The sequence below is a fragment of the Actinomadura syzygii genome, from assembly GCF_008085905.1.
Taxonomy (GTDB): Bacteria; Actinomycetota; Actinomycetes; order Streptosporangiales; family Streptosporangiaceae; genus Spirillospora; species Spirillospora syzygii.
The window spans coordinates 113,715-131,948 of record NZ_VSFF01000001.1; the positions used below are offsets into that span (position 1 = coordinate 113,715).

Here is an 18,234-nt window from a genome sequence, read left to right on the forward strand (position 1 = left end):
CGCGGTTACGACCTAAATCACTACATGTCCGAGGGTGGTCACATCTGTGGGAGTTCGGTGCCCTGGGCTGCCTGGATCTCCAGCTCCGACCGCAGGCTCTCCCCCACCATCGCGATCCCGGCCTCCAGCACCTCGTTGAAGCGGATGTCGAAGTCGGCGCGGCGCAGCTCGGCGGTCGCGCGGAACGCGGCGCGCGTCCCGCCCCACGGGTCGGCGCCCGAGCCCAGGTAGGTGAGGTCGAGGTCGACCGGACGGGTGACGCCGTTGAGGGTCAGCTCGCCGTGCACCGTCCAGCGGTCGGGGCCCGCCGCGGTCAGGCCGGTGCCCGCGTACTCGATGTACGGGTGGACGTCGGCGTTCAGGAAGTCCGCCGAGCGCAGGTGGTCGTCGCGGATCTTGTTCCCGGTGTCGATGGACGACGCCTCGATGCGGGCCGTGACCCGCGACTCCTCGACCGGGTCGGCGATGTCGAGGCGGCCCTCGAACACGCCGAACCGGCCGCGCACGCTCGACAGCCCGAGGTGCCGGGCGACCGCGCCGACGCTGGAGTGCGCCGGGTCGATCGTCCACGGGCCGGGCGGCGGCAGGTCGGCGCCGCCCGCGCGGGCCAGCGTGACCCGGCCGATGTCGGCGGTCCCGGAGCTGGACGCGATCAGCGTCGCGGCGGCGGGCTGGAAGCCCTGCGCCGTGACGATCGCCGTGTAGGTGCCCGCGGGGAGCGGACCGGCGGCGAGCACGCCGTCCTCCCCGGTCCGCTCCCGCGCGACCTGGTTCCCGGCCAGGTCGGTCACCGTGACGACGGCGTGCCGCACCGCCCAGCCGTCCTTCGTCCGCACCGTGCCGCGCAGACCTCGTTCAGCGCTCATCGCCGATCCGCATCTCGTGTGGCCGGGCCGCCGTCGCCGGGCGGTCCGGGGAGGGGTGGTGTTCCGTCACTCGTCGGGGTAGCCGAGTGTCAGGTCGTGGTCGTCGAGCCCGGCGCCGGACAGCGAGAGGCCGGTGGCGACCGGCGGGTAGCCGGACGCGATCACCGTGTACCGGCCGCCGGACAGGTCGGCGAAGGCGTACTCGCCGTCCGGGCCGGTGATCACCAGGGCGAGGACGTTCCCGGCCGCGTCGACGAGCGTGACGCGGGCGTCCGCGACCGGGCGCCCGGAGCCGTCGCGGACGACGCCGCGGATCCGGGCGCCGGGCGGCAGCTCGACGTCCTGCCTGGTCCGGCCGCTGCCCGCGACCTCGACCGGCAGCGCGACCGGGCGGTGCGCGGCCGCGCTGACCGCGAGCGTGTAGGCGCCGGACACGACGTCCTTGAAGGCGTACCGTCCGCCCGCGTCGGTGCGCTCGGTGCCGACGACCTCGCCGCGCACGTCGGTGACGACGACCATGGCGTTGGCGATGGGTTCGCCGTCGCCGCTGCGGACCGTCCCGATGAGGCCGCCGTTCCCGGCGAGCAGGACGTCGAAGGCCACCGGACGGTCGCCGACGACGAGCGTCGCGGCCTGCGGCTCGTGCTCGCCCGCGGCGGCGATCAGCACGTAGCTGCCGGGGCCGGGGGTGGGCAGCGCGTAGCGGCCGTCGTCCTGCGTGACGGCGCGGGCGAGCTGGTGGCCGTCCACGCCGATGAGGGTCAGCGCGGCGGACGGGACGGCCGCGCCGTCGGCGGTCCGCACCACGCCGTGCACCGGGGCGCCGCCGCTCCCGTTCGAGCCGTTGGAGCCGTTCGAGTCGCTGACGTCCAGCTTGATGGGGTTCTCCTGGACGAGGAGCTGCGCCTCCGCCGGGGACGTCCCGTTCGGCGACACCGTCGTGGCCAGCGGGGTCGCGCCGACCGTGGCGAGGGTGCCCGGACCGGCGTCCGCGGACGGCGCGGCGAGCCCCTCGGGTGCGACCGGCGCGCCGTTCTGCACCGGGTCGGGCTTGCCGCGCCCGGCGGAGCCGCGCAGCGGCAGCTCCTTCAACGCCAGCACGGCGAGAAACCCGACGATCGCGACCGGCACGCCGACCAGGAACACCGTCTCCAACGACGTGGTGAACGCGTCCTGCACGATGCCCTTGATCGGCTGGGGCAGCTTCTGGATGTCGTCCGGCGAGCCGAGTTCGCCCCCGCCGCCTCCGGACGCCTGCGGCAGCCCCGCCTTCCGGAACCCGGACGCGATCTCGTCCGCGATCCGGTTCGTCAGGATCGCCCCGAACGCGGCGACGCCCATCGCGCCGCCGAGGTTGCGGAAGAAGGAGATGCCGGACGTCGTCGACGCCAGGTCGGAGGGCGAGGCGGCGTTCTGCGCGGCGAGGATGAGGATCTGGAGCGTCAGGCCCATGCCGATGCCGAGGACGGCGAGGTCGGCCCCGATGACGAGCTTCGACGAGTCGGTGTGCAGCCGGGACAGCAGGAACAGCCCGGCCGCGACGCTCGCCAGCCCGAGCACCGGGAAGATCTTGTAGCGGCCGGTCCGGGTGACGATCTGCCCGGACCCGGTGGAGGTGACCAGCATGCCGATGACCAGCGGCAGCGTCATCAGCCCGGACGCGGTCGGGCTCATCCCCTTGGCGATCTGGAGGTACTGCGGCATGTAGATCATCGCGCCGAACATCGCCATGCCGACGCAGATCGAGACGAACGAGGTGAGCAGGAACGTCGGGTTGCGGAACAGCCGCGGCGGCAGGATCGGGTCGCGGGCGACGCGCTCGGCGACGACCGCGAGGACGAGCAGCACGGCGGCGAGCCCGAGCAGGATGTACGTCCACTTGGAGCTCCACGCGAACTCCGTGCCGCCCATCGACAGGACGAGCATCAGCGTGGCGGCGCTGCCGGTGATCGTGAACGCGCCGAACACGTCCACGCGGGTGTCGCGGCGCACCTTCGGCAGCTTCAGCACCCGCTGGATGACGAGGAACGCGACCACGGCGAGCGGCACGCACACGTAGAAGCACCAGCGCCAGCCGAGGCCGTCGGCGTCCACGATGAACCCGCCGAGCAGCGGCCCGGCGACGGTCGCGACGCCGAACACGGCGCCCATGTACCCGGCGTAGCGGCCGCGCTGCCGGGGCTCGACCACGTCCCCGAGGATGACCTGCGCCAGCGCGGACAGCCCGCCGACGCCGAGGCCCTGGAACGCGCGGGCCCCGATGAGCTGCCCGATGTTCTGCGACAGTCCGGCGGCGACCGACGCGACCACGAAGGTCAGCAGCGCCGTCTGGAACATCAGCTTGCGGCCCGCGATGTCGGAGAGCTTGCCCCAGAGCGGCGTGGACGCCGTCATGGTCAGCAGGGACGCGCTCGCCACCCAGGACAGCTTGTCCTGGCCGCCGAGGTCGCCGACGATCGTCGGCAGCGCCGTCGCGATGACCGACGTCGAGATCATCGCGGTCAGCATCGCCATCATCAGCCCGGAGAGGATCTCCAGGATCTGACGGTGCGTGTACTGCGGTCTCGCCGGTTCAGCCGTCAGCGGCCCGTCCGAGGCCACGCTCGCTTGAGCCACCCTGCCCCCATGCTGCGATTACCCAGTTGATTACCTGTGCTCTGCATGTATCTTATGTAGACGCATGTTTACTTGCAACTCGTTGGATAATGGTCACCCGATGTGACCGACTACCCGGGGATCGTGATGCGGGTCGAGAACCAGACCGCCGACGAGGCAGACCAGCGGCCGAAACGCGACCGCGAGGCCACCCGCCGCCGGATCCTCGACGCCGCCCGCGACCTGTTCGGCGAGCACGGGTACGACGGCGTCACCGTCCGGATGATCGCGGCCCGCGCGGAGGCGAACACGGCGCTCGTGCACCGCTACTTCGGCTCGAAGCCGGCGCTGTTCGGCGAGGTCCTCGCCGGGGAGTCGGCGCTGCGCGGAGTGATCGCGGGCGACGCGGCGGGGCTGCCGCGGCGGCTCGCCGAGCACTTCGTCCGGCACATCGACCAGCGCCAGGTCACCGCCGTGTCCCGGATGCTGGACCGGTCGGCCGGGCATCCCGAGGTGAAGAAGATCCTGCTCCGGTACCTGGAGGACGTGGTCGTCCAGCCGATCGTCGCCCAGTTGGACGGCCCCGACGCCCGCGCCCGCGCGCTGCTCGCGTCCACGATCATCATGGGCGGCGGGCCGATCCGGCGGCTGCTCGGCACCGACGACCTCCACGACGTCGACCCGGGCGAGCTCATCGACCGGGTGACCGCGATGTTCACCGCCGCGCTCGCCCCGCGCTCCGGGTCGCGGTGAGGACCGGCTCAGCGGCCGGACGGCCCGCCGGGCGCCCCGCATAGGCTGATCTTCATGAGGCCGGGGGGCGCGCTCCGCGCGCGATGGGGCAGGACGGGACGGTCCGCGCGCTGGGCCGCCGCCGGGACGGCGGTCGCGCTCGCCGCCGGAGCCGTCGCGTGGGGCGTCGCCGCGGGCGGCGCGCCGCGCGTCCGCACCCTCGACCAGCGCATCGCGGTCGTGGACGGCCCGCACGACGACCAGCGGGTCTCGCTCGACACGACGTTCTACAAGCCGGTCGGCGGCCGCCGGGCCCCGGCGGTCCTGCTCGGGCACGGCTTCGGCGGCAGCAAGGCCGACGTCGACCGCCAGGCCCGCGACCTCGCCCGCGCGGGCTACGCCGTCCTCGCCTGGTCGGCGCGCGGTTTCGGACGCTCCACCGGCGAGATCGCGCTCGACTCCCCCGACTACGAGGTCAAGGACACCCGGCAGCTCGTCGACTGGCTCGCGCGGCGTCCCGAGGTCCGGCTGGACGCGCCCGGCGACCCCCGGCTCGGCATCGCGGGCGCGTCCTACGGCGGCGCGATCGCGCTGCTCACCGCCGCCTACGACCGACGCGTCGACGCCATCGCCCCGATGATCACCTGGAACGATCTCGCGGACGCGCTGTTCCCGGACGCCGCCGCCGCGAACCCCTCGAACGGCGTGTTCAAGAAGCTGTGGGCGGGCCTGTTCTTCACCAGCGGCGCCGGGCGGACGGCCTGCGGACGCTTCCTGCCGTCCCTCTGCGCGATGTACCAGGAGATCGCGGAGAAGGGACGGCCCACCGACGCGGCGATCGCGACGCTGCGCCGGTCGAGCCCCTCGACCGTCGCCGACCGGATCAAGGTGCCGACGCTGCTCGTCCAAGGGCAGGCCGACTCGCTGTTCCCGCTCGACCACGCCGACGCCACCGCCCGCGCGATCGCCCGGAACGGCGCGCCGGTGTCGGTGGTCTGGTACCAGGGCGGGCACGACGGCGGCGACCCCGAGTCCGACCGGATCGACGACCTGGTTCTCGGCTTCTTCGACGCGCGGCTGAAGGGGGCGGACGGGGCGGCGCCGCGCTTCATGGTGACTCGGGCGGGCGGGCTCGACTCGTCCACCCAGCGGGTCGTGGTGGACGAGGCGACGTCCCGGACGTATCCGGGCCTGTCCAACGACCGGCAGCCGCTGGCGCTGAGCGGCGGCCCGCAGACGATCTACAACCCGCCGGGCGGGTCGCCCACCGCGATCTCCGCGCTGCCGGGGCTCGGCGCTTTGAGTTCGCTCGGCGGCGGGCTCGGAGGGGGACGGCTGGCGGCCGAGCAGCCCGGACAGTTCGCGGCGTTCGACACGGCGCCGCTGGCGCGTCCGCTCCAGTTGACGGGCGCGGCCAGCGTCACGCTGCGGACGGACGGCGACGGCCCCCTGTTCGCCAAGCTCTACGACGTCGCGCCGGGCGGCGGCACGACGCTGGCGCGGCGGCTGGCCGCGCCGTTCCGGGCGTCCGGCGGGCAGGTCACGGTGGAACTGCCCGCGATGGACTACCACTTCGACCAGGGGCACCGGGTGCGGCTGGTCATCGCCACGACCGACATGGGTTTCGCCACTCCGGCGAAGCCCGCGTCGTACAACGTGCGGGTGGTGTCGCCGTTGAGCGTTCCGACTGTTCCGTCGTTGAAGGCGGCACCGACTCCTATACCTGGTTGGGTGTGGGGGCTTCCGTTGGTCGCTGTTGCGTTGGCGCTTGCCATCGTCCTGCCGGGACGGCTCCGGCGCGGGCCCGAAGAGGACAGCGACGTCCCGCTGGAGATAGTCGGGCTTACGAAGGCGTACAAGAACGGTCACCTTGCCGTGGCCGACCTGTCTTTCCGCGTCGAGAAGGGGCAGGTGCTCGGTCTCCTTGGGCCGAATGGTGCTGGGAAGACGACGACGCTGAGGATGCTCATGGGGCTCATCCACCCCGACTCGGGTGAGATCCGCATCTTCGGTCATCGCGTGTATCCGGGAGCGGCCGTCCTGGCGCGGCTGGGTTCGTTCGTCGAGGGGCCTGGATTCCTGCCCCACCTCACCGGTCGCGACAACCTGGACCTCTACTGGCGCGCCACCGGCCGTCCCTCGGACGAAGCCCACCTGGACGAGGCGTTGCAGATAGCCGACCTGGGATCGGCCCTGGATCGTCCTGTCCGGACGTACTCGCAGGGGATGCGGCAGCGTCTCGCCATCGCGCAGGCCATGCTCGGACTGCCGGACCTCCTCGTCCTGGACGAACCCACCAACGGACTCGACCCGCCGCAGATCCGCGAGATGCGGGAGGTGCTCGTCCGCTACGCCGCGGCCGGACGAACGGTCATCGTCTCCAGCCACCTCCTCGCCGAGGTCGAGCAGACCTGCACCCACGCGGTCGTGATGGCCCGCGGCCGCCGCGTCGCCGCGGGCCCGGTCGCCGAGATCACCGGCGCCGGACGAAGGCTTGAGGACGCTTTCTTGGAAATCATCGGAGAGAGCTCATGAGCGTCTATGACGTGCGGCGGACGTTGCCGTTGCGGGTGGAGGCGGTGCGGCAGTTCCGGCGGCGGCGGACGCTCGTCGCGTTCGGGATCCTGCTCGTCCTGCCGTGGGTCCTGGTCGCCGCGTTCAAGCTCGGCGGCGACCCGAGCCGCGACGGCGTCCCCGGGCTGGTGGACGTCGCGACGGCCGGGGCGCTGAACTTCGCGCTGTTCGCCCTGTTCGTCTCGACCGGGTTCCTGCTCGTCGTCGCCGTCGCGCTGTTCTGCGGCGACACCGTGGCGAGCGAGGCGGGCTGGTCGTCGCTGCGGTACCTGCTCGCCGCGCCCGTGCCGCGCGCCCGGCTGCTCCGCCAGAAGCTGATCGTCGCGCTGTCCTACGCGGTGCTCGCCGTGGTCAGCCTGCCGCTGATGTCGCTGGTCGCGGGCACGGCGGGGTTCGGCTGGGACGAGGTCCACCTGCCCACCGGCGGGACGGTCCCGGTGGACACCGCGCTCGGCCGGATGGCGATCGTCGTCGGCTACGCGCTCGTCTCCCAGCTCGTCGTCGCGGCGCTCGCGTTCCTGCTGTCGGTCACCACCGACTCGCCGCTCGGCGCGGTCGGCGGCGCGGTCGGGCTCGTCATCGTCAGCAACATCCTGGACGCGGTCACCGCGCTCGGCTCGGCGCGCGACTTCCTCCCCACCCACTGGATGTACGCGTGGATGGACGTCCTCCAGCCCGAGGTCCAATGGACGGGCATGGCGAAGGGCGCGGCCGTCTCGATCTCCTATGCCGCGGTGCTTTTCGCCCTGGCGTTCCGCCGGTTCCGGACGCGCGACATCGTTTCCTGAGAGCGAATTCCGGATGTTTCCGGTCACGGACCGTCCGCGAAAATCGGTCGAACCGGCAGACGAAGTCGCATAAGCTCTGCGAACCTCACACACGGCGAGCGCGTCCTACGAACAGAAGCGCGCACCAGGCGCGCTCGACGATTGAATCCCGCCCCTCGGGGGGAGATGATCACCATGGCACGGCAGCAGCTCATCAAACGCCCGCGGCCCCCACGTCAACCGAGCCCGCCCGACCTGCGGACCCCTTCGGGCCGCCTCTTGCCGTACTGACCGCTTTCAGCGGGCGGCGCGCGCCAGGAACCGTTCCCGGTCGACCACCACCCGCTCGATCACCCCGGTGCCCACGACCGTTCCGCGCTCGTCCGTGGCGGTGAACCCGAAGACGAGCCGGGGCCCGTCCACCTCACGGAGTTCGGCCTCGACGGTCACGTGGGCGCCGACCGGACTGGCCGCACGGTGCTCCAGTTCGACGCGCGTCCCGACCGACGTCTTGTCCTCGCCCAGGAACGGCCGGACGGTCTTCACCGTCGCCTCCTCGGCGAGCGCGAGAAGGCGCGGCGTGGCGAGCACGGGAACGTCGCCACTGCCCGCGCTGACGGCCGTGTCCTCCTCCTCGACCAGCAGGGACGTCTCCGCTCGCACACCCGGCTCCACGCCTCACAGCTCGCGTTCGAGCCGGGCCGCGACCTCCCGGTACCGGCTGACCGGCACCAGGTGGACGCCGTCGAACGCGCCGCTGTCCCGGATCGCGAGGACCTGCTCGCAGGCCACCGCGACGCCCGCCGCCCTGTCCCGTTCGACCGCGTCGACGAGTTCGGCGGGAATGGCGATGTCGGGAATGGCGGCGGCCAGATTACGCGCCATCCCGGCGCTCGCGAGCACCATCACTCCGGCGTAGACGGGGCCGTTCAGCCGGGCGTCGTCGCGCCAGCGGAGCAGATCATCTACTGAATAGCTCACCTGGACGAACGTGAAGTCGGCGGACCGCTTCCACTCGGGCGTTTTGCGGAGGCCCGTCGTCACACCGATCTGGAACGGAGCGCAGCCCGCGAAAACGGCGTCCTCGGCGGCGGCGCGGGTCTCGTCCATCATCGCGCGGACGGTCAGTTCGCTCGTCCGGCCGCCGATGGACGGCTTGTCCCCGTAAACGAACAGGAAACGGTCGACGCCGTACGCGGCGGCGGTCAGCAGGTCGCGGCGGAATCCCAGCAGATTGCGGTCGCGGGAGTTGAGGCACGCGATGCCGCGCGCGCCCATCGCCTGCACTTCGTGGGCGACCGCCACGCTGGACACGGTCGCCCGCCCAATGTGGTTGTCAGGGATGAGGAAAGAATCAGCGACTGGGCTCAACACGCCGATCTGATGCCGGACTCTGGTGAGATCCGGCTTCATGGGCGGTTCGACCTCGCACACAATCTCGAACGCCATCCCCCGACCCTACCGTCCGGGTCCGCTCGAATGTCAGTGCCGACCAGTACGGTCGGGGCGTCCGTCATTCAGGCCGTCCCATTGAGGAGCGACTATGAGCGAACCCGTTTCCCGGCTGGACGAACGGTTCAGCGATCCCGGCACACAGGCCACGCCATGGGAGAACGCTCGCGAAGTTCTGGAAAACGCGCAGTTGTCGTGGATCGCCACCGTTCGGGGCGACGGCCGTCCGCACGTCACGCCGCTGGTGGCCGTGTGGCTGGACGGCGCGTTCCATTTCTGCACCGGGCCGTCCGAGCAGAAGACGCGGAACCTCGCGGGCAACCCGCAGGTCGTCCTGACCACGGGCGACGGCCGGTGGGACGGGGGCCTCGACGTCATGGTCGAGGGCGAGGCCGAGCGGGTCACCGACCGTCCCGCGCTCGAACGGCTCGCCGCCGCCTGGACGTCCAAATGGAACGGGGAATGGCAGTTCGGGGTGACCGACGACGGCTTCTCTAACGACGTCGGGGGCGACGCCTACGTGTATGCGGTTCGTCCGGCGAAGGTGCTGGCCTTCGGCAAGGGCACCTTCACGCACACCAGCTACAAGTTCGCCTGAGTTCCTTTTCTAGCGGTAGACGTGCTCGGGCGCGGGAAAGGCGCCGTCCGCGACCTCTTCGGCGTAGGCGCGGGCGGCTTCGACCATGGTCTGCCGCACTTCCGCGTACTGCTTGACGAAGCGGGGAAGCCGCCCGGGTGTCACGCCGAGCGCGTCGGTCCAGACGAGGACCTGAGCGTCGCATTCCGGCCCGGCGCCGATGCCGATGGTGGGGATGTCCAACGAGTCGGTGACCTGCGAGGCGAGTTCTCCAGGCACCGCCTCCAGGACGACTCCGAACGCGCCCGCGTCCTGGACGGCCCGCGCGTCCTGGAGGAGTTGCCGCGCCGCCGTGTCGCCGCGCCCCTGCACCCGATAGCCGCCGAAGGCGTTCACCGACTGGGGCGTCAATCCCACGTGCCCCATGACCGGAATTCCCGCGGACACGATCGCGCTGATCTGGGGCGCGCTACGCTCCCCGCCCTCCAGTTTGACCGCGCCCACCCCGGCCTCTTTGACCAGCCGCAAGGCGCTTTGCAGGGCCTGCTCGGACCCCTGCTGATAACTGCCGAAGGGGAGGTCGCCGATGACGAGGGCGCGCTCGGTTCCCCGGACGACGGCCGCCGCGAGGAGTGCGATCTCGTCCAGGCTCACCGGGACGGTCGAGTCGTATCCGAGATGGTTGTTGCCCATCGTGTCCCCGACGAGGATGACCGGGATTCCGGCCTCGTCGAACGCGGCGGCGGTCATCGCGTCATAGGCGGTGAGCATCGCCCATCGGTGGCCGCGTTCCTTCGCCTTTGCGATGTCCCGGACCGTGACCCGGCCGGACGACCCATAAACGGATGCGTCCTGCATTTCCTGGGCATGCGAAATACGCGCCATGGCGACTCCCGTTCGACTGTCTCGAAGCGCCCTTTACGGCGTCTCCGGACTCTTGCCCATCGTGACATAAGCGTTCGGTCCCGTACAGGCCGACGGCCGATGGCGGCGCGGTCGCCCGCGCCGCCACCTGAGATCAGCGCCGGACGGCCCGGCGGCGGAGGAACAGACCGCCGCCGCCGGCGGCGAGGAGGAGCCCGAGCCCGGCGAACACGACCGGGGCTTCGTTGTTGTCTCCGGTTTCGCTGGGCTTCGGGCCGTAGCCTCCAGCCATGCCCTGCCGGTCATAGGCCGAACCGGGCAGGCGGTCCCCGTAGCGACCGCGAACCGCCCGCTGGTAGGCCGCCAGCGGGACGGAAGGCGCGCCCGTCACCTGCCGAGCCTCCGCATTGAGCGGGTAGACCCGGCCGCCGTCCAGCCGGTACCAGCCGTTGATCTGCGGCTCGCGGAAGACCGTTCCTGTGTTGCGCGCGTAGTTCTGCTCGTCCGCGCCGGACGCGATATTGGCGAGCCGCCAGGCCCCGTCCCTGCGCACGGCCCAGACCGAGGCGCGCTGCCCGTCTGCCGAGACCGCCTCGGTGGCGAGGAAGGACAGCCGCGCGACCGTGTCCGAACGTCCCGTGACGAAGCCGGGGTCGAGTTCGTAGACGGGCACGGTCGGGCCGGTCAGCCTGGGCGCCATCTGCGCCGCCGCGCTGGCGGTGATCTTCGCGGTGCCGCCGCGGGCGGCGAAGAAGCGGGCGACGGTCGGGGACGCCGCTTCGGCGACCTGCCGGGCGGCGGCCACGTCGGCGGCCGGGGGCCGGGTCGGGGCGGGGGACGCGGCGGCCGCCGGCGCCGCCGTCACGATCACGATCGCGCCGCTGAGCGCGAGACCTGCGAACAGTTTCATCTCACGTCTCCTCAGGCGCCGATGTAGTCGAGGGAATGGGTCCAGAGGAACGAGTTGTTGCTGACGTAGTAGTTGTACGACGCCCAGTTGTAGCGGTAGTTCGAGGGCCAGGGATCTCCCCAATAGACCATGCTCGAACCGGTGTCGTAGCCGTACAGGACCTGCATGTGCCCGCCGCCGCTCGTCCATTGGATGCGGGCGATGATGGGACGGCGCGCGTCCACCTCCCGGACGATCGCGGCGTAGGTGAGATAGGTGTAGACGTAGCTCCCGGGATTGATTCCGATTTGGCGGAAGGCGTTCTGGTCGTTGGCCAGCGTGGCCTGCTCGTTGGGGCAGGACGAGTTCATCGCGCGGTTGAAGGCGAGGTTGCAGAACTGGTTCTGGCTGTAGGACCTGCCCATATAGGCGGCCACTGTGTTGCCGGACGCGGCCCAGCACCAGTTGGTCCTTTCCTGGGCCTGCATGGTGATGCCGAGTTTCAGGGCGGCGGCGTCGGCGGTGCCGGGCACGGCCACGGCCGAGAGTGCGAGCGCGCCCACGGCGGCGCGCCAGGCTGTGCGGGTAAGCATGGAGAATGCACTCCTGGGGGACGGTCGAAGGATGGGGGTGTCGGGCGCCCTCGACGTCCGCGGAACGTCGAAAGGAATGGTCCCCCCGCCGCGAATCCCAGACAAGCCCCTGCGCCGTGGCGGAATTTCAAGGTGTAGGCGGCCAATAAATGAGAAAGGCGCCGCCCGGGGTCAGTCCCACTCCCAGCGGATGCCGTGGACGCCGGGCCGGACCTCCATATCGGCCATATGCACGGCGCACCAGCCGGACAGTTGCAGCTCTCCGACGTCGGCGCTCGGCGTCGCCGCGTTCGGCTGCCAGACCCGGTGGCAGCGGACGGGCAGCGCGTCCGGATCGAACTGGACGTGCAGCAGGTACATGTGCGTCGGATGGCGGAACCAGCGGTGATAGAAGGTCGCCTCGGGCCCGCCGCCGCCATAGCCGAACTCGTACTCGATCATGTACGTGTCGCCGCGCCGCAGAGGCTTTTCGAACAGCAACTCCATTGCGGTGACACCCGTCCCAGGATCGGTGCGGACCTGACCCAGGCGGCAGTGGGACGCCCTCCGAATGTCGGGCAGAATCCCCTTCTCGCAGTGGTGGACGGCCACGTGCCTGTCGACACCGTCCACCCGCGCTTGGAAGACCGCCCGCGTCCGAACGGACCGCTCGTCGCGGTCGGCTCCGACGCGGAAGCTCTCGTCGCAGCTCAGCCAGCGGAGCTGCCCGTCCACCGGGTTGCGGATCTGCCCGAGGAGGGTGTCGACGCTGGCGTGCACCTGGCTGACGTCCCGGTACGACAGCGCGCCGGGCGCCTGGTGCACCCACCGCCCGCGCGGCCGGCGCGGCCCGAGCAGCGCGGACAGCGATTCCGGCGGCACCTCCAGGATCCCCTCGAGCGCCCGGACGGCCGACAGCGACCGCGACCTTTCCGGACGGCTGCTGCCGCGCTGCCAGTTGCTGAGGCTCGCCACGCTGACGTGGATTCCGCGCTCGGCGAGCCGCACATGGAGCCGCTCAAGGCTCAGACCTCGCGCCTGGATCGCCGCGCGCAACGCGCCATCGAATGAATCCACCATCGAGGATCCTCCCGCCGAGGCCACCCGCCCCGGAAAAGGCCGCGGGCCAGGCGCAGACGGACCTTAATGGAACCCAGTCCAACAGTCCAGACCTCGATGGGAGGCGTTCGGTCAGTCGTCGAACTCGAACCCGGCGGCCGTGGCGGCGGCGACGAGAGCGCGCATCCGATCCGCGTCGGCAGCGATGGCGCTCATCAGATCGCCCAGTTCCTGGAGCGCGTCACGGTCGGTGCCGTAGGCGCAGAACATTCCCGCTTCGGGGTCGTACGAGAACCGTCCGTCGAGCGTTTTCGCCTCGGTGCTGACGAGGAATTGCGCCACGCCTTCCCAGAAGTAGCCGTTCGGCTCATGGCCGAGCTCCTGGACGGTTTCGTCTACTTGGGTGGTTCCCGCGTCCAACAGCAACGAGAAATTGCCGGGCGTGGTCTCAAAGAGCTTCAGGGGCTTCACCTGGCGGATGATGGCACCCGCCGGGACGGGACGGCAACCTCGCGACCAGCCGCCTCACCCGTCCAGCGCTGCCAGGACGTCTCCCCAACTCGCCATGGGCGCGCCCGCCTCGAACAGGACGCGGACGCCCATGGAGCGGAGAACGTCCAGATGGGTTTTGAAGGCGGGATGACTGGCCAGCTCAGCCTTGAGCTGCGGAACCGCCAGCACAGGAACACCCATGCCGACGAGCTCACAAAGCATGCCAACCGCAACGGTGTCGGTAATCCCCAGCGCCCATTTGTTGATCGTATTGAAGGTGGCAGGCGCGACCACGGCGGCATCAGCGGGAGGCAACCCATTGGACGTCTCATGCGGCAACCGAAAGTCAGTCCGCACGGGCGCACCGGTAAGGGCGGCGAGCCGTTCAACGTCCAGGAAATTGACCCCCATGGGGGTAGCGATCACCCGCACATCCCATCCCGCATGCTGCGCCCGTCCCACAAAGTCCGGGAGCTCAGACGCAGCCGGGGCCCCACACGCGAACACGTACAAGACCTTCACCAAAGCCACCCGCCAACCCGACGATCCCTAACTAAGGAACACATTCCCCTGACGCTCGTCCCCCGTGTCAAAGTACCTGGTGACGTAGTCACGCTCCCCAAGCTCACTCTCCCGCATCAGCGAGAAGACTTCAGCACCCTCGCCAATCACCTTGTCCTCGCCAATGAAATACGCCTGGGCGAACTCTAGATACTGCCCATCACACCCGGCCGCATACTCAAACGCCCCAGCCTCGGCCTTCTCAATAGCCTCCCCAAAATCCCCGGCACGCCAAACAGTAACGTTCTCCTCATAAACTTGCCGTCCCTCATGCACCCATCGAAAAACGCAACGAACCCCATACCAGCCAGCCCTACTCATAAGGACGCTCCCGAGGCAGAAGTCGAGCCGCCGCCTCCAGCTCACCACCCCTGACCAGCCCATGAATCTCCCGAGCCAGCGGCGTCACATCACCGATGGAGACGATCCACTCATCCGCGTATCGCCGTACGGCCTCACCACACAGTCCAAGCTGAAGCGATCGATACGGCAAGGCCCTCCCCCGCAGGTCACGCTCAGGATCCCACTGCACCCGAGCAGGCGCACGCTTGAGCTGGCGACGCCAGGCATCCCGATCCGGGTACAGCCCGCGCTCGTAGTGCGAAAGACATGAGTTCCGCAGCGCCCACTCAAAGCCCTCACGTGTGATCTCCACGGCGAGAACGGTCTCCTGCCCCGCTTTCATGCCCCAGCCGCACCGATACATCATCCACAAGAAGTACGGCTTGACCCACGTCATCCGATCCCCTCGCCCCACCACCACGTCCCGCCCTCGCCACTTCCCCCAGCCCATGACTGGCCCGCCTCCCGCAACCGCACGGCATCACCCAACATGGAGCCTTGACCCCCCGTCCAGCCCCGCGTGTCGAAGCCCGCCACCGATGTGGCAACCTCTGACGGACTGGCAGAAGGGGGACGTTGACGTGCGCGATGTTCAGGCGACCCTCGAATTGCGGCCAGGTCGCGGGATGGGACTGACGGTGTTGGTCGCCATGGGATTGAGCGGCGTGGGCATCGTCGCCGCGATCCTGATCGGCAACGCCCCGACGGTGTTCGCTCCAATCGTGGGCACCACCTGGGCCGTGTTGATCATATTGGGGACGGCAGTCCTCCTCACGTCCCGCATCACCCTGACTTCGCACGAGATCGTCGTTCGGGGGCTGTTCGTCCGCCAGCGCCGGCCACGCTCACACATCACCAGGGCGATGCGCGCGACGATCCACATGCCGAACGGAGGGGCAGGCGAAAGCCTCTTCCTACTCGACGCACACGGCAAGTTGCTCACCAGAGTGAACGTCGCCTACTACAAGCGCGAGAACGTAGACCGACTGGTCGAGACACTCGACGTGCCGAGCAGCGGTCCCACCTACTTCGCCAGCGGCAAAGAGTTCGACAAGACGCATCCGGGCCTGCTGTCGTGGGCAGAACGTCACCCCTACCGAATCCCGCTCGCGATCCTCGGCACCGCACTAGCCGCAACCGTGGCAGTAGCACTCATCGTGATCACCACATCCTCCTAACTCACCACAACAGCCAACGTCCCCGGCCGCCCACGGGCTCGGCAGCCCTGGCATGGTGTCGGAGGCAGTCGCTATCGTGCGACGCATTGAAGTCGGTCTGAGCACCCCTCGCGGGTCCGCGGCTTAAGGGGGGTGGGTGAAAGTAGACTCCCGGACTTGTCTCGGAGATCGAAAAGAAGCCCAGCGCCCCCACCCCCCTCCTTCTTTTCCGAAGAAGGCTGCCGCAGCAGCCGACACACGTGTGAACCTCACAAGTGAAAGCGCAGTTCTGGACCATGGCCGCAGCATTGAGGCCCTCACACCCACACAGCAATACCGCGACGCGTTCCCCGTCGAGACGCACCCGAGTGCGACCGTCTGATCTCAGGCACCCGCAGCGTCCACCGCCTGGACTACGCCGAGTCCGTGCGGCGGCCAGCGTCTCCGCAATCCACCGCGCCGACGAGCTCTGGCCAGTTGGAACGGCCAGCCCCGCGCGCGGCTACGGCGACACGCCCGACGGCGTCGCCTACGCCCACGAACGCCGATCCCTCAGTTCACCAACAACGACAGGTCCGGCACCAGAAACCCACCCAAGAAGGGCAAGCGACCAGGCCCACCTGAGACGCCACAAACGCACTCGCCGACGAAATCGACCTTGATCATTTCAGCGACACGCCAGACCCTCACACACAACCGGAGGTTCGCCGCAACCACACTCCATGCATGCCAGACGATCACGACCACCGCCGGGTCTGCCGCAGCACCAACACTGCGCGGTCCGACACCGCCGACTCCGCGCCCACCGTGCCGACGACGTGCCCGCGCTCACCGCCTCACCAGAAACGCGCACATCGCAGGCGATCCCCGGTTCACCACACCCGCCCAGCGAGACCAACAACTGCCTGCGTCCACCTCCGCGCGCAATCCACGCTATGAGAACTGCACCGCTAACTCGTCCAGCGACCTGCCCGTCCCGTCAGCCCTAGCTGTTCCTTCCGTCGAACACGACGCTGAGGTTAGGCAACGCTGCCGAAGCCGACCGCTGGTGACACCGCCCCAAGTACCATCACTCTACGTGTTGACGCAATGATTGCGTCAACCTATCATGGTCTACATGCTCTTCCCCACACCCGCGCTGGACGACCTCGATCGCAAGGTCTTGGACGAAATCGAGCAGATGCGAGCCGACCTGCGCTACCAGGTACGTCAGGTAGCCGTGAAGTGGACGGAAGGTCTTCGGAAGTACCTCACGGCGGACGCGGTAGCGGCCTCGAACTCCATCGAAGGTTTTCGGGTGTCCACGGTCGACGTGGTGGACCTGATGGAGGGCGAGCGCGACGTCGAGTTGTCAGAGGATAACCGCGACGAGACTCTCGCCTACCAACACATGATGACCTACATCCAGACGCTTCATGACGCGGAAGACTTTTCCTTCAGCAAGGGGCTGCTGAACGCGCTTCACTGGATGCTCCAGGGACACCGCCACACGGCTTCCAGGCCGGCCGGTCAATGGCGTCGAGGCCCGGTGTATGTCACCGATCCCAGAGACCCCAGTATTGCGGCGTACACGGGCCCTGACGCCGAAGACGTCCCAGGTCTGATGGACGAACTGGTGAACTGGTTGGCGGAAGACAACGGCACCCACCCTCTGATCAAAGCCGCAATGGCTCATCTCCACCTCGTCTCCATCCATCCGTGGAGCGATGGAAACGGTCGGATGTCACGGTCAGTCCAGACCCTCCTGATCGCCCGCGAGGGCGTGCTCGCCCCGGAGTTTTCGTCGATCGAAGCGTGGTTGGGACGTCCGGGGAACACCTGGGAGTATTACCGCCAGCTCAATGACCGAGGTTCGCGCTATCAACCCGACCAGGATGTTTCCAACTGGATCAAGTTCAATCTGACCGCTTACCACCAGCAGGCGCAGACCGTCAGAAACAGACTGGACAGAACAAGGAGCGTTCTGGGACTCCTCACAGACTTCGTGACGGACGAGGGTCTGGACGAGCGCCTGGTCGCCGCTCTACACGAGGTCGCAATGACCGGAAAAGTCCGGCGCCTGCGTTACGAACACGCTGAGGGATTGAGTGTTCAGCAAGCCCAGCGCGACCTACGTGAACTGACAAGCGCAGGCATCCTCGTATCCGTTGGTCGCACACGGGCCCGCTCGTATATCGAAGGTCCTCGCTTCCCCGAGCCGCCCCTTACCGCAGCAAGGACTCCAACATCACTGATCGACCCTTACCGCGCCTAACACCCTTGACCATTATTCCAGACGCCAAGACACGCGGCTTCTATTTACTGAGAGGCTTCGGCGGCAGATTGCAACAATGGCGGAGCCTCGAACATCATGCCTCCACACTCAGTTAGCGGAGATCAGTTCCGCCATTCGGAGTAGTCGGGCCACGTACTCGGCTTCTTCGCCATCCAGGTACGACATGACGCTTCGAAGATCCTTCCGCCACCCCAGCGAAACCTGCTGGCGCTCGACTCCGAAAGCCCCGTTTCGTAGGTAGGCGGAGACGCATCCGGCAATGTGGGCATCGAGTGTCGCCACCGACTCACCACTTGGCGCGTCCAACCAGCGCAGAACTTCCGGGAATGCGAGACCCGAGTGCTCCGCCCAGAGGCGCGAGAGCTCCCCGTCCCCCACCCGACTCACGCGGACGAAGCGACACTGGCCGAACACGAAAGACAAGCGCCTCCTAGGCCACCCGAGGGGCCCATTTGCAGGG

General features: G+C 69.0%; 18 protein-coding genes. 6 read left to right on the forward strand and 12 right to left on the reverse strand.

From position 1 onward, the window contains the following. Positions 1-38 precede the first annotated feature (38 nt). Positions 39-866, reverse strand: a complete 828-nt coding sequence (locus FXF65_RS00685; RefSeq protein WP_148347554.1) for a YceI family protein — start codon at positions 864-866, stop codon at positions 39-41. Between the two features lie 66 nt (positions 867-932). Beyond that, the gene (locus tag FXF65_RS46085; RefSeq protein ID WP_148347555.1) at positions 933-3,482 is read right to left on the reverse strand and encodes an MFS transporter; all 2,550 of its coding nucleotides are present in this window, start codon (positions 3,480-3,482) and stop codon (positions 933-935) included. A 102-nt stretch (positions 3,483-3,584) separates the two neighbouring features. Here FXF65_RS46085 and FXF65_RS00695 point away from each other — a divergent pair, with 102 nt between their 5' ends. The 3 genes from FXF65_RS00695 to FXF65_RS00705 are packed head-to-tail and all read left to right on the forward strand — an operon-like array spanning position 3,585 to position 7,555. Beyond that, entirely contained in the window at positions 3,585-4,214 is a 630-nt protein-coding gene (locus FXF65_RS00695) for a TetR/AcrR family transcriptional regulator (RefSeq protein WP_246198280.1), read from the forward strand. A gap of 54 nt (positions 4,215-4,268) precedes the next feature. Continuing rightward, positions 4,269-6,728 carry an alpha/beta fold hydrolase gene (locus FXF65_RS00700; protein ID WP_148347556.1) on the forward strand — a complete coding sequence of 820 codons (2,460 nt, stop codon included), beginning with the start codon at positions 4,269-4,271 and terminating at the stop codon, positions 6,726-6,728. Then, positions 6,725-7,555 (forward strand): ABC transporter permease, encoded by an 831-nt coding sequence (locus FXF65_RS00705; protein WP_148347557.1) that lies wholly within the window; start codon positions 6,725-6,727, stop codon positions 7,553-7,555. Before FXF65_RS00700 ends, FXF65_RS00705 begins: the two co-directional genes overlap by 4 nt. A 276-nt stretch (positions 7,556-7,831) precedes the next feature. On the opposite strand, the gene FXF65_RS00710 is transcribed toward FXF65_RS00705, so the two are convergent. Together FXF65_RS00710 and FXF65_RS00715 are read right to left on the reverse strand one after the other, a co-directional pair. Beyond that, positions 7,832-8,197 (reverse strand): thioesterase family protein, encoded by a 366-nt coding sequence (locus tag FXF65_RS00710; protein WP_246198281.1) that lies wholly within the window; start codon positions 8,195-8,197, stop codon positions 7,832-7,834. Positions 8,198-8,212: 15 nt separating this feature from the next. After that, on the reverse strand, positions 8,213-8,839 hold the full coding sequence (locus FXF65_RS00715; protein WP_246198282.1) for a methylenetetrahydrofolate reductase: 627 nt from the start codon (positions 8,837-8,839) through the stop codon (positions 8,213-8,215). Positions 8,840-9,077: 238 nt separating this feature from the next. Between FXF65_RS00715 and FXF65_RS00720 the strand changes: the two genes are divergently transcribed. Continuing rightward, complete coding sequence (locus tag FXF65_RS00720; protein WP_148347560.1) at positions 9,078-9,584, forward strand: pyridoxamine 5'-phosphate oxidase family protein; 507 nt, start codon at positions 9,078-9,080, stop codon at positions 9,582-9,584. Positions 9,585-9,593: 9 nt separating this feature from the next. On the opposite strand, the gene panB is transcribed toward FXF65_RS00720, so the two are convergent. From panB to FXF65_RS00760, 8 genes are all read right to left on the reverse strand, one after another. Continuing rightward, positions 9,594-10,448, reverse strand: a complete 855-nt coding sequence (gene panB / locus FXF65_RS00725) for a 3-methyl-2-oxobutanoate hydroxymethyltransferase (protein ID WP_148347561.1) — start codon at positions 10,446-10,448, stop codon at positions 9,594-9,596. Between the two features lie 133 nt (positions 10,449-10,581). After that, a complete protein-coding gene (locus FXF65_RS00730) occupies positions 10,582-11,337 on the reverse strand; it encodes an LPXTG cell wall anchor domain-containing protein (RefSeq protein ID WP_148347562.1) in 756 nt (251 codons plus the stop codon). A gap of 11 nt (positions 11,338-11,348) precedes the next feature. Beyond that, complete coding sequence (locus FXF65_RS00735) at positions 11,349-11,909, reverse strand: papain-like cysteine protease family protein (RefSeq protein ID WP_148347563.1); 561 nt, start codon at positions 11,907-11,909, stop codon at positions 11,349-11,351. 171 nt (positions 11,910-12,080) lie between these two features. Next, positions 12,081-12,965: a helix-turn-helix domain-containing protein gene (locus FXF65_RS00740; RefSeq protein WP_246198283.1), complete on the reverse strand. Its 885-nt coding sequence runs from the start codon at positions 12,963-12,965 to the stop codon at positions 12,081-12,083. A gap of 114 nt (positions 12,966-13,079) precedes the next feature. After that, complete coding sequence (locus FXF65_RS00745) at positions 13,080-13,418, reverse strand: Imm51 family immunity protein (RefSeq protein WP_148347565.1); 339 nt, start codon at positions 13,416-13,418, stop codon at positions 13,080-13,082. Between the two features lie 54 nt (positions 13,419-13,472). Further along, on the reverse strand, positions 13,473-13,970 hold the full coding sequence (locus FXF65_RS00750; RefSeq protein WP_148347566.1) for a flavoprotein: 498 nt from the start codon (positions 13,968-13,970) through the stop codon (positions 13,473-13,475). A gap of 18 nt (positions 13,971-13,988) precedes the next feature. Then, positions 13,989-14,276, reverse strand: coding sequence for a hypothetical protein (locus FXF65_RS00755; protein ID WP_222868300.1), 288 nt, complete (start codon positions 14,274-14,276; stop codon positions 13,989-13,991). A gap of 37 nt (positions 14,277-14,313) precedes the next feature. Continuing rightward, entirely contained in the window at positions 14,314-14,739 is a 426-nt protein-coding gene (locus FXF65_RS00760; protein ID WP_246198284.1) for a DUF4291 domain-containing protein, read from the reverse strand. Between the two features lie 184 nt (positions 14,740-14,923). On the opposite strand from FXF65_RS00760, the gene FXF65_RS00765 reads away from it, so the two are divergent. Both FXF65_RS00765 and FXF65_RS00770 read left to right on the forward strand, forming a co-directional pair. Then, entirely contained in the window at positions 14,924-15,520 is a 597-nt protein-coding gene (locus FXF65_RS00765; protein ID WP_148347569.1) for a hypothetical protein, read from the forward strand. Positions 15,521-16,616: 1,096 nt separating this feature from the next. Continuing rightward, positions 16,617-17,753 (forward strand): Fic family protein, encoded by a 1,137-nt coding sequence (locus FXF65_RS00770; protein WP_148347570.1) that lies wholly within the window; start codon positions 16,617-16,619, stop codon positions 17,751-17,753. The last annotated feature ends 481 nt before the right edge of the window (positions 17,754-18,234 follow it).

Bases quoted from the DNA above. Each gene is read 5' to 3' on its own strand.
- FXF65_RS00700 (WP_148347556.1), top strand. From the start codon at position 4,269: ATGAGGCCGGGGGGCGCGCTCCGCGCGCGATGGGGCAGGACGGGACGG.
- FXF65_RS00730 (WP_148347562.1), bottom strand. From the start codon at position 11,337: ATGAAACTGTTCGCAGGTCTCGCGCTCAGCGGCGCGATCGTGATCGTG.
- FXF65_RS00705 (WP_148347557.1), top strand. From the start codon at position 6,725: ATGAGCGTCTATGACGTGCGGCGGACGTTGCCGTTGCGGGTGGAGGCG.
- FXF65_RS00685 (WP_148347554.1), bottom strand. From the start codon at position 866: ATGAGCGCTGAACGAGGTCTGCGCGGCACGGTGCGGACGAAGGACGGC.
- panB (WP_148347561.1), bottom strand. From the start codon at position 10,448: ATGGCGCGTATTTCGCATGCCCAGGAAATGCAGGACGCATCCGTTTAT.
- FXF65_RS00770 (WP_148347570.1), top strand. From the start codon at position 16,617: ATGCTCTTCCCCACACCCGCGCTGGACGACCTCGATCGCAAGGTCTTG.
- FXF65_RS00720 (WP_148347560.1), top strand. From the start codon at position 9,078: ATGAGCGAACCCGTTTCCCGGCTGGACGAACGGTTCAGCGATCCCGGC.
- FXF65_RS00760 (WP_246198284.1), bottom strand. From the start codon at position 14,739: ATGACGTGGGTCAAGCCGTACTTCTTGTGGATGATGTATCGGTGCGGC.
- FXF65_RS00735 (WP_148347563.1), bottom strand. From the start codon at position 11,909: ATGCTTACCCGCACAGCCTGGCGCGCCGCCGTGGGCGCGCTCGCACTC.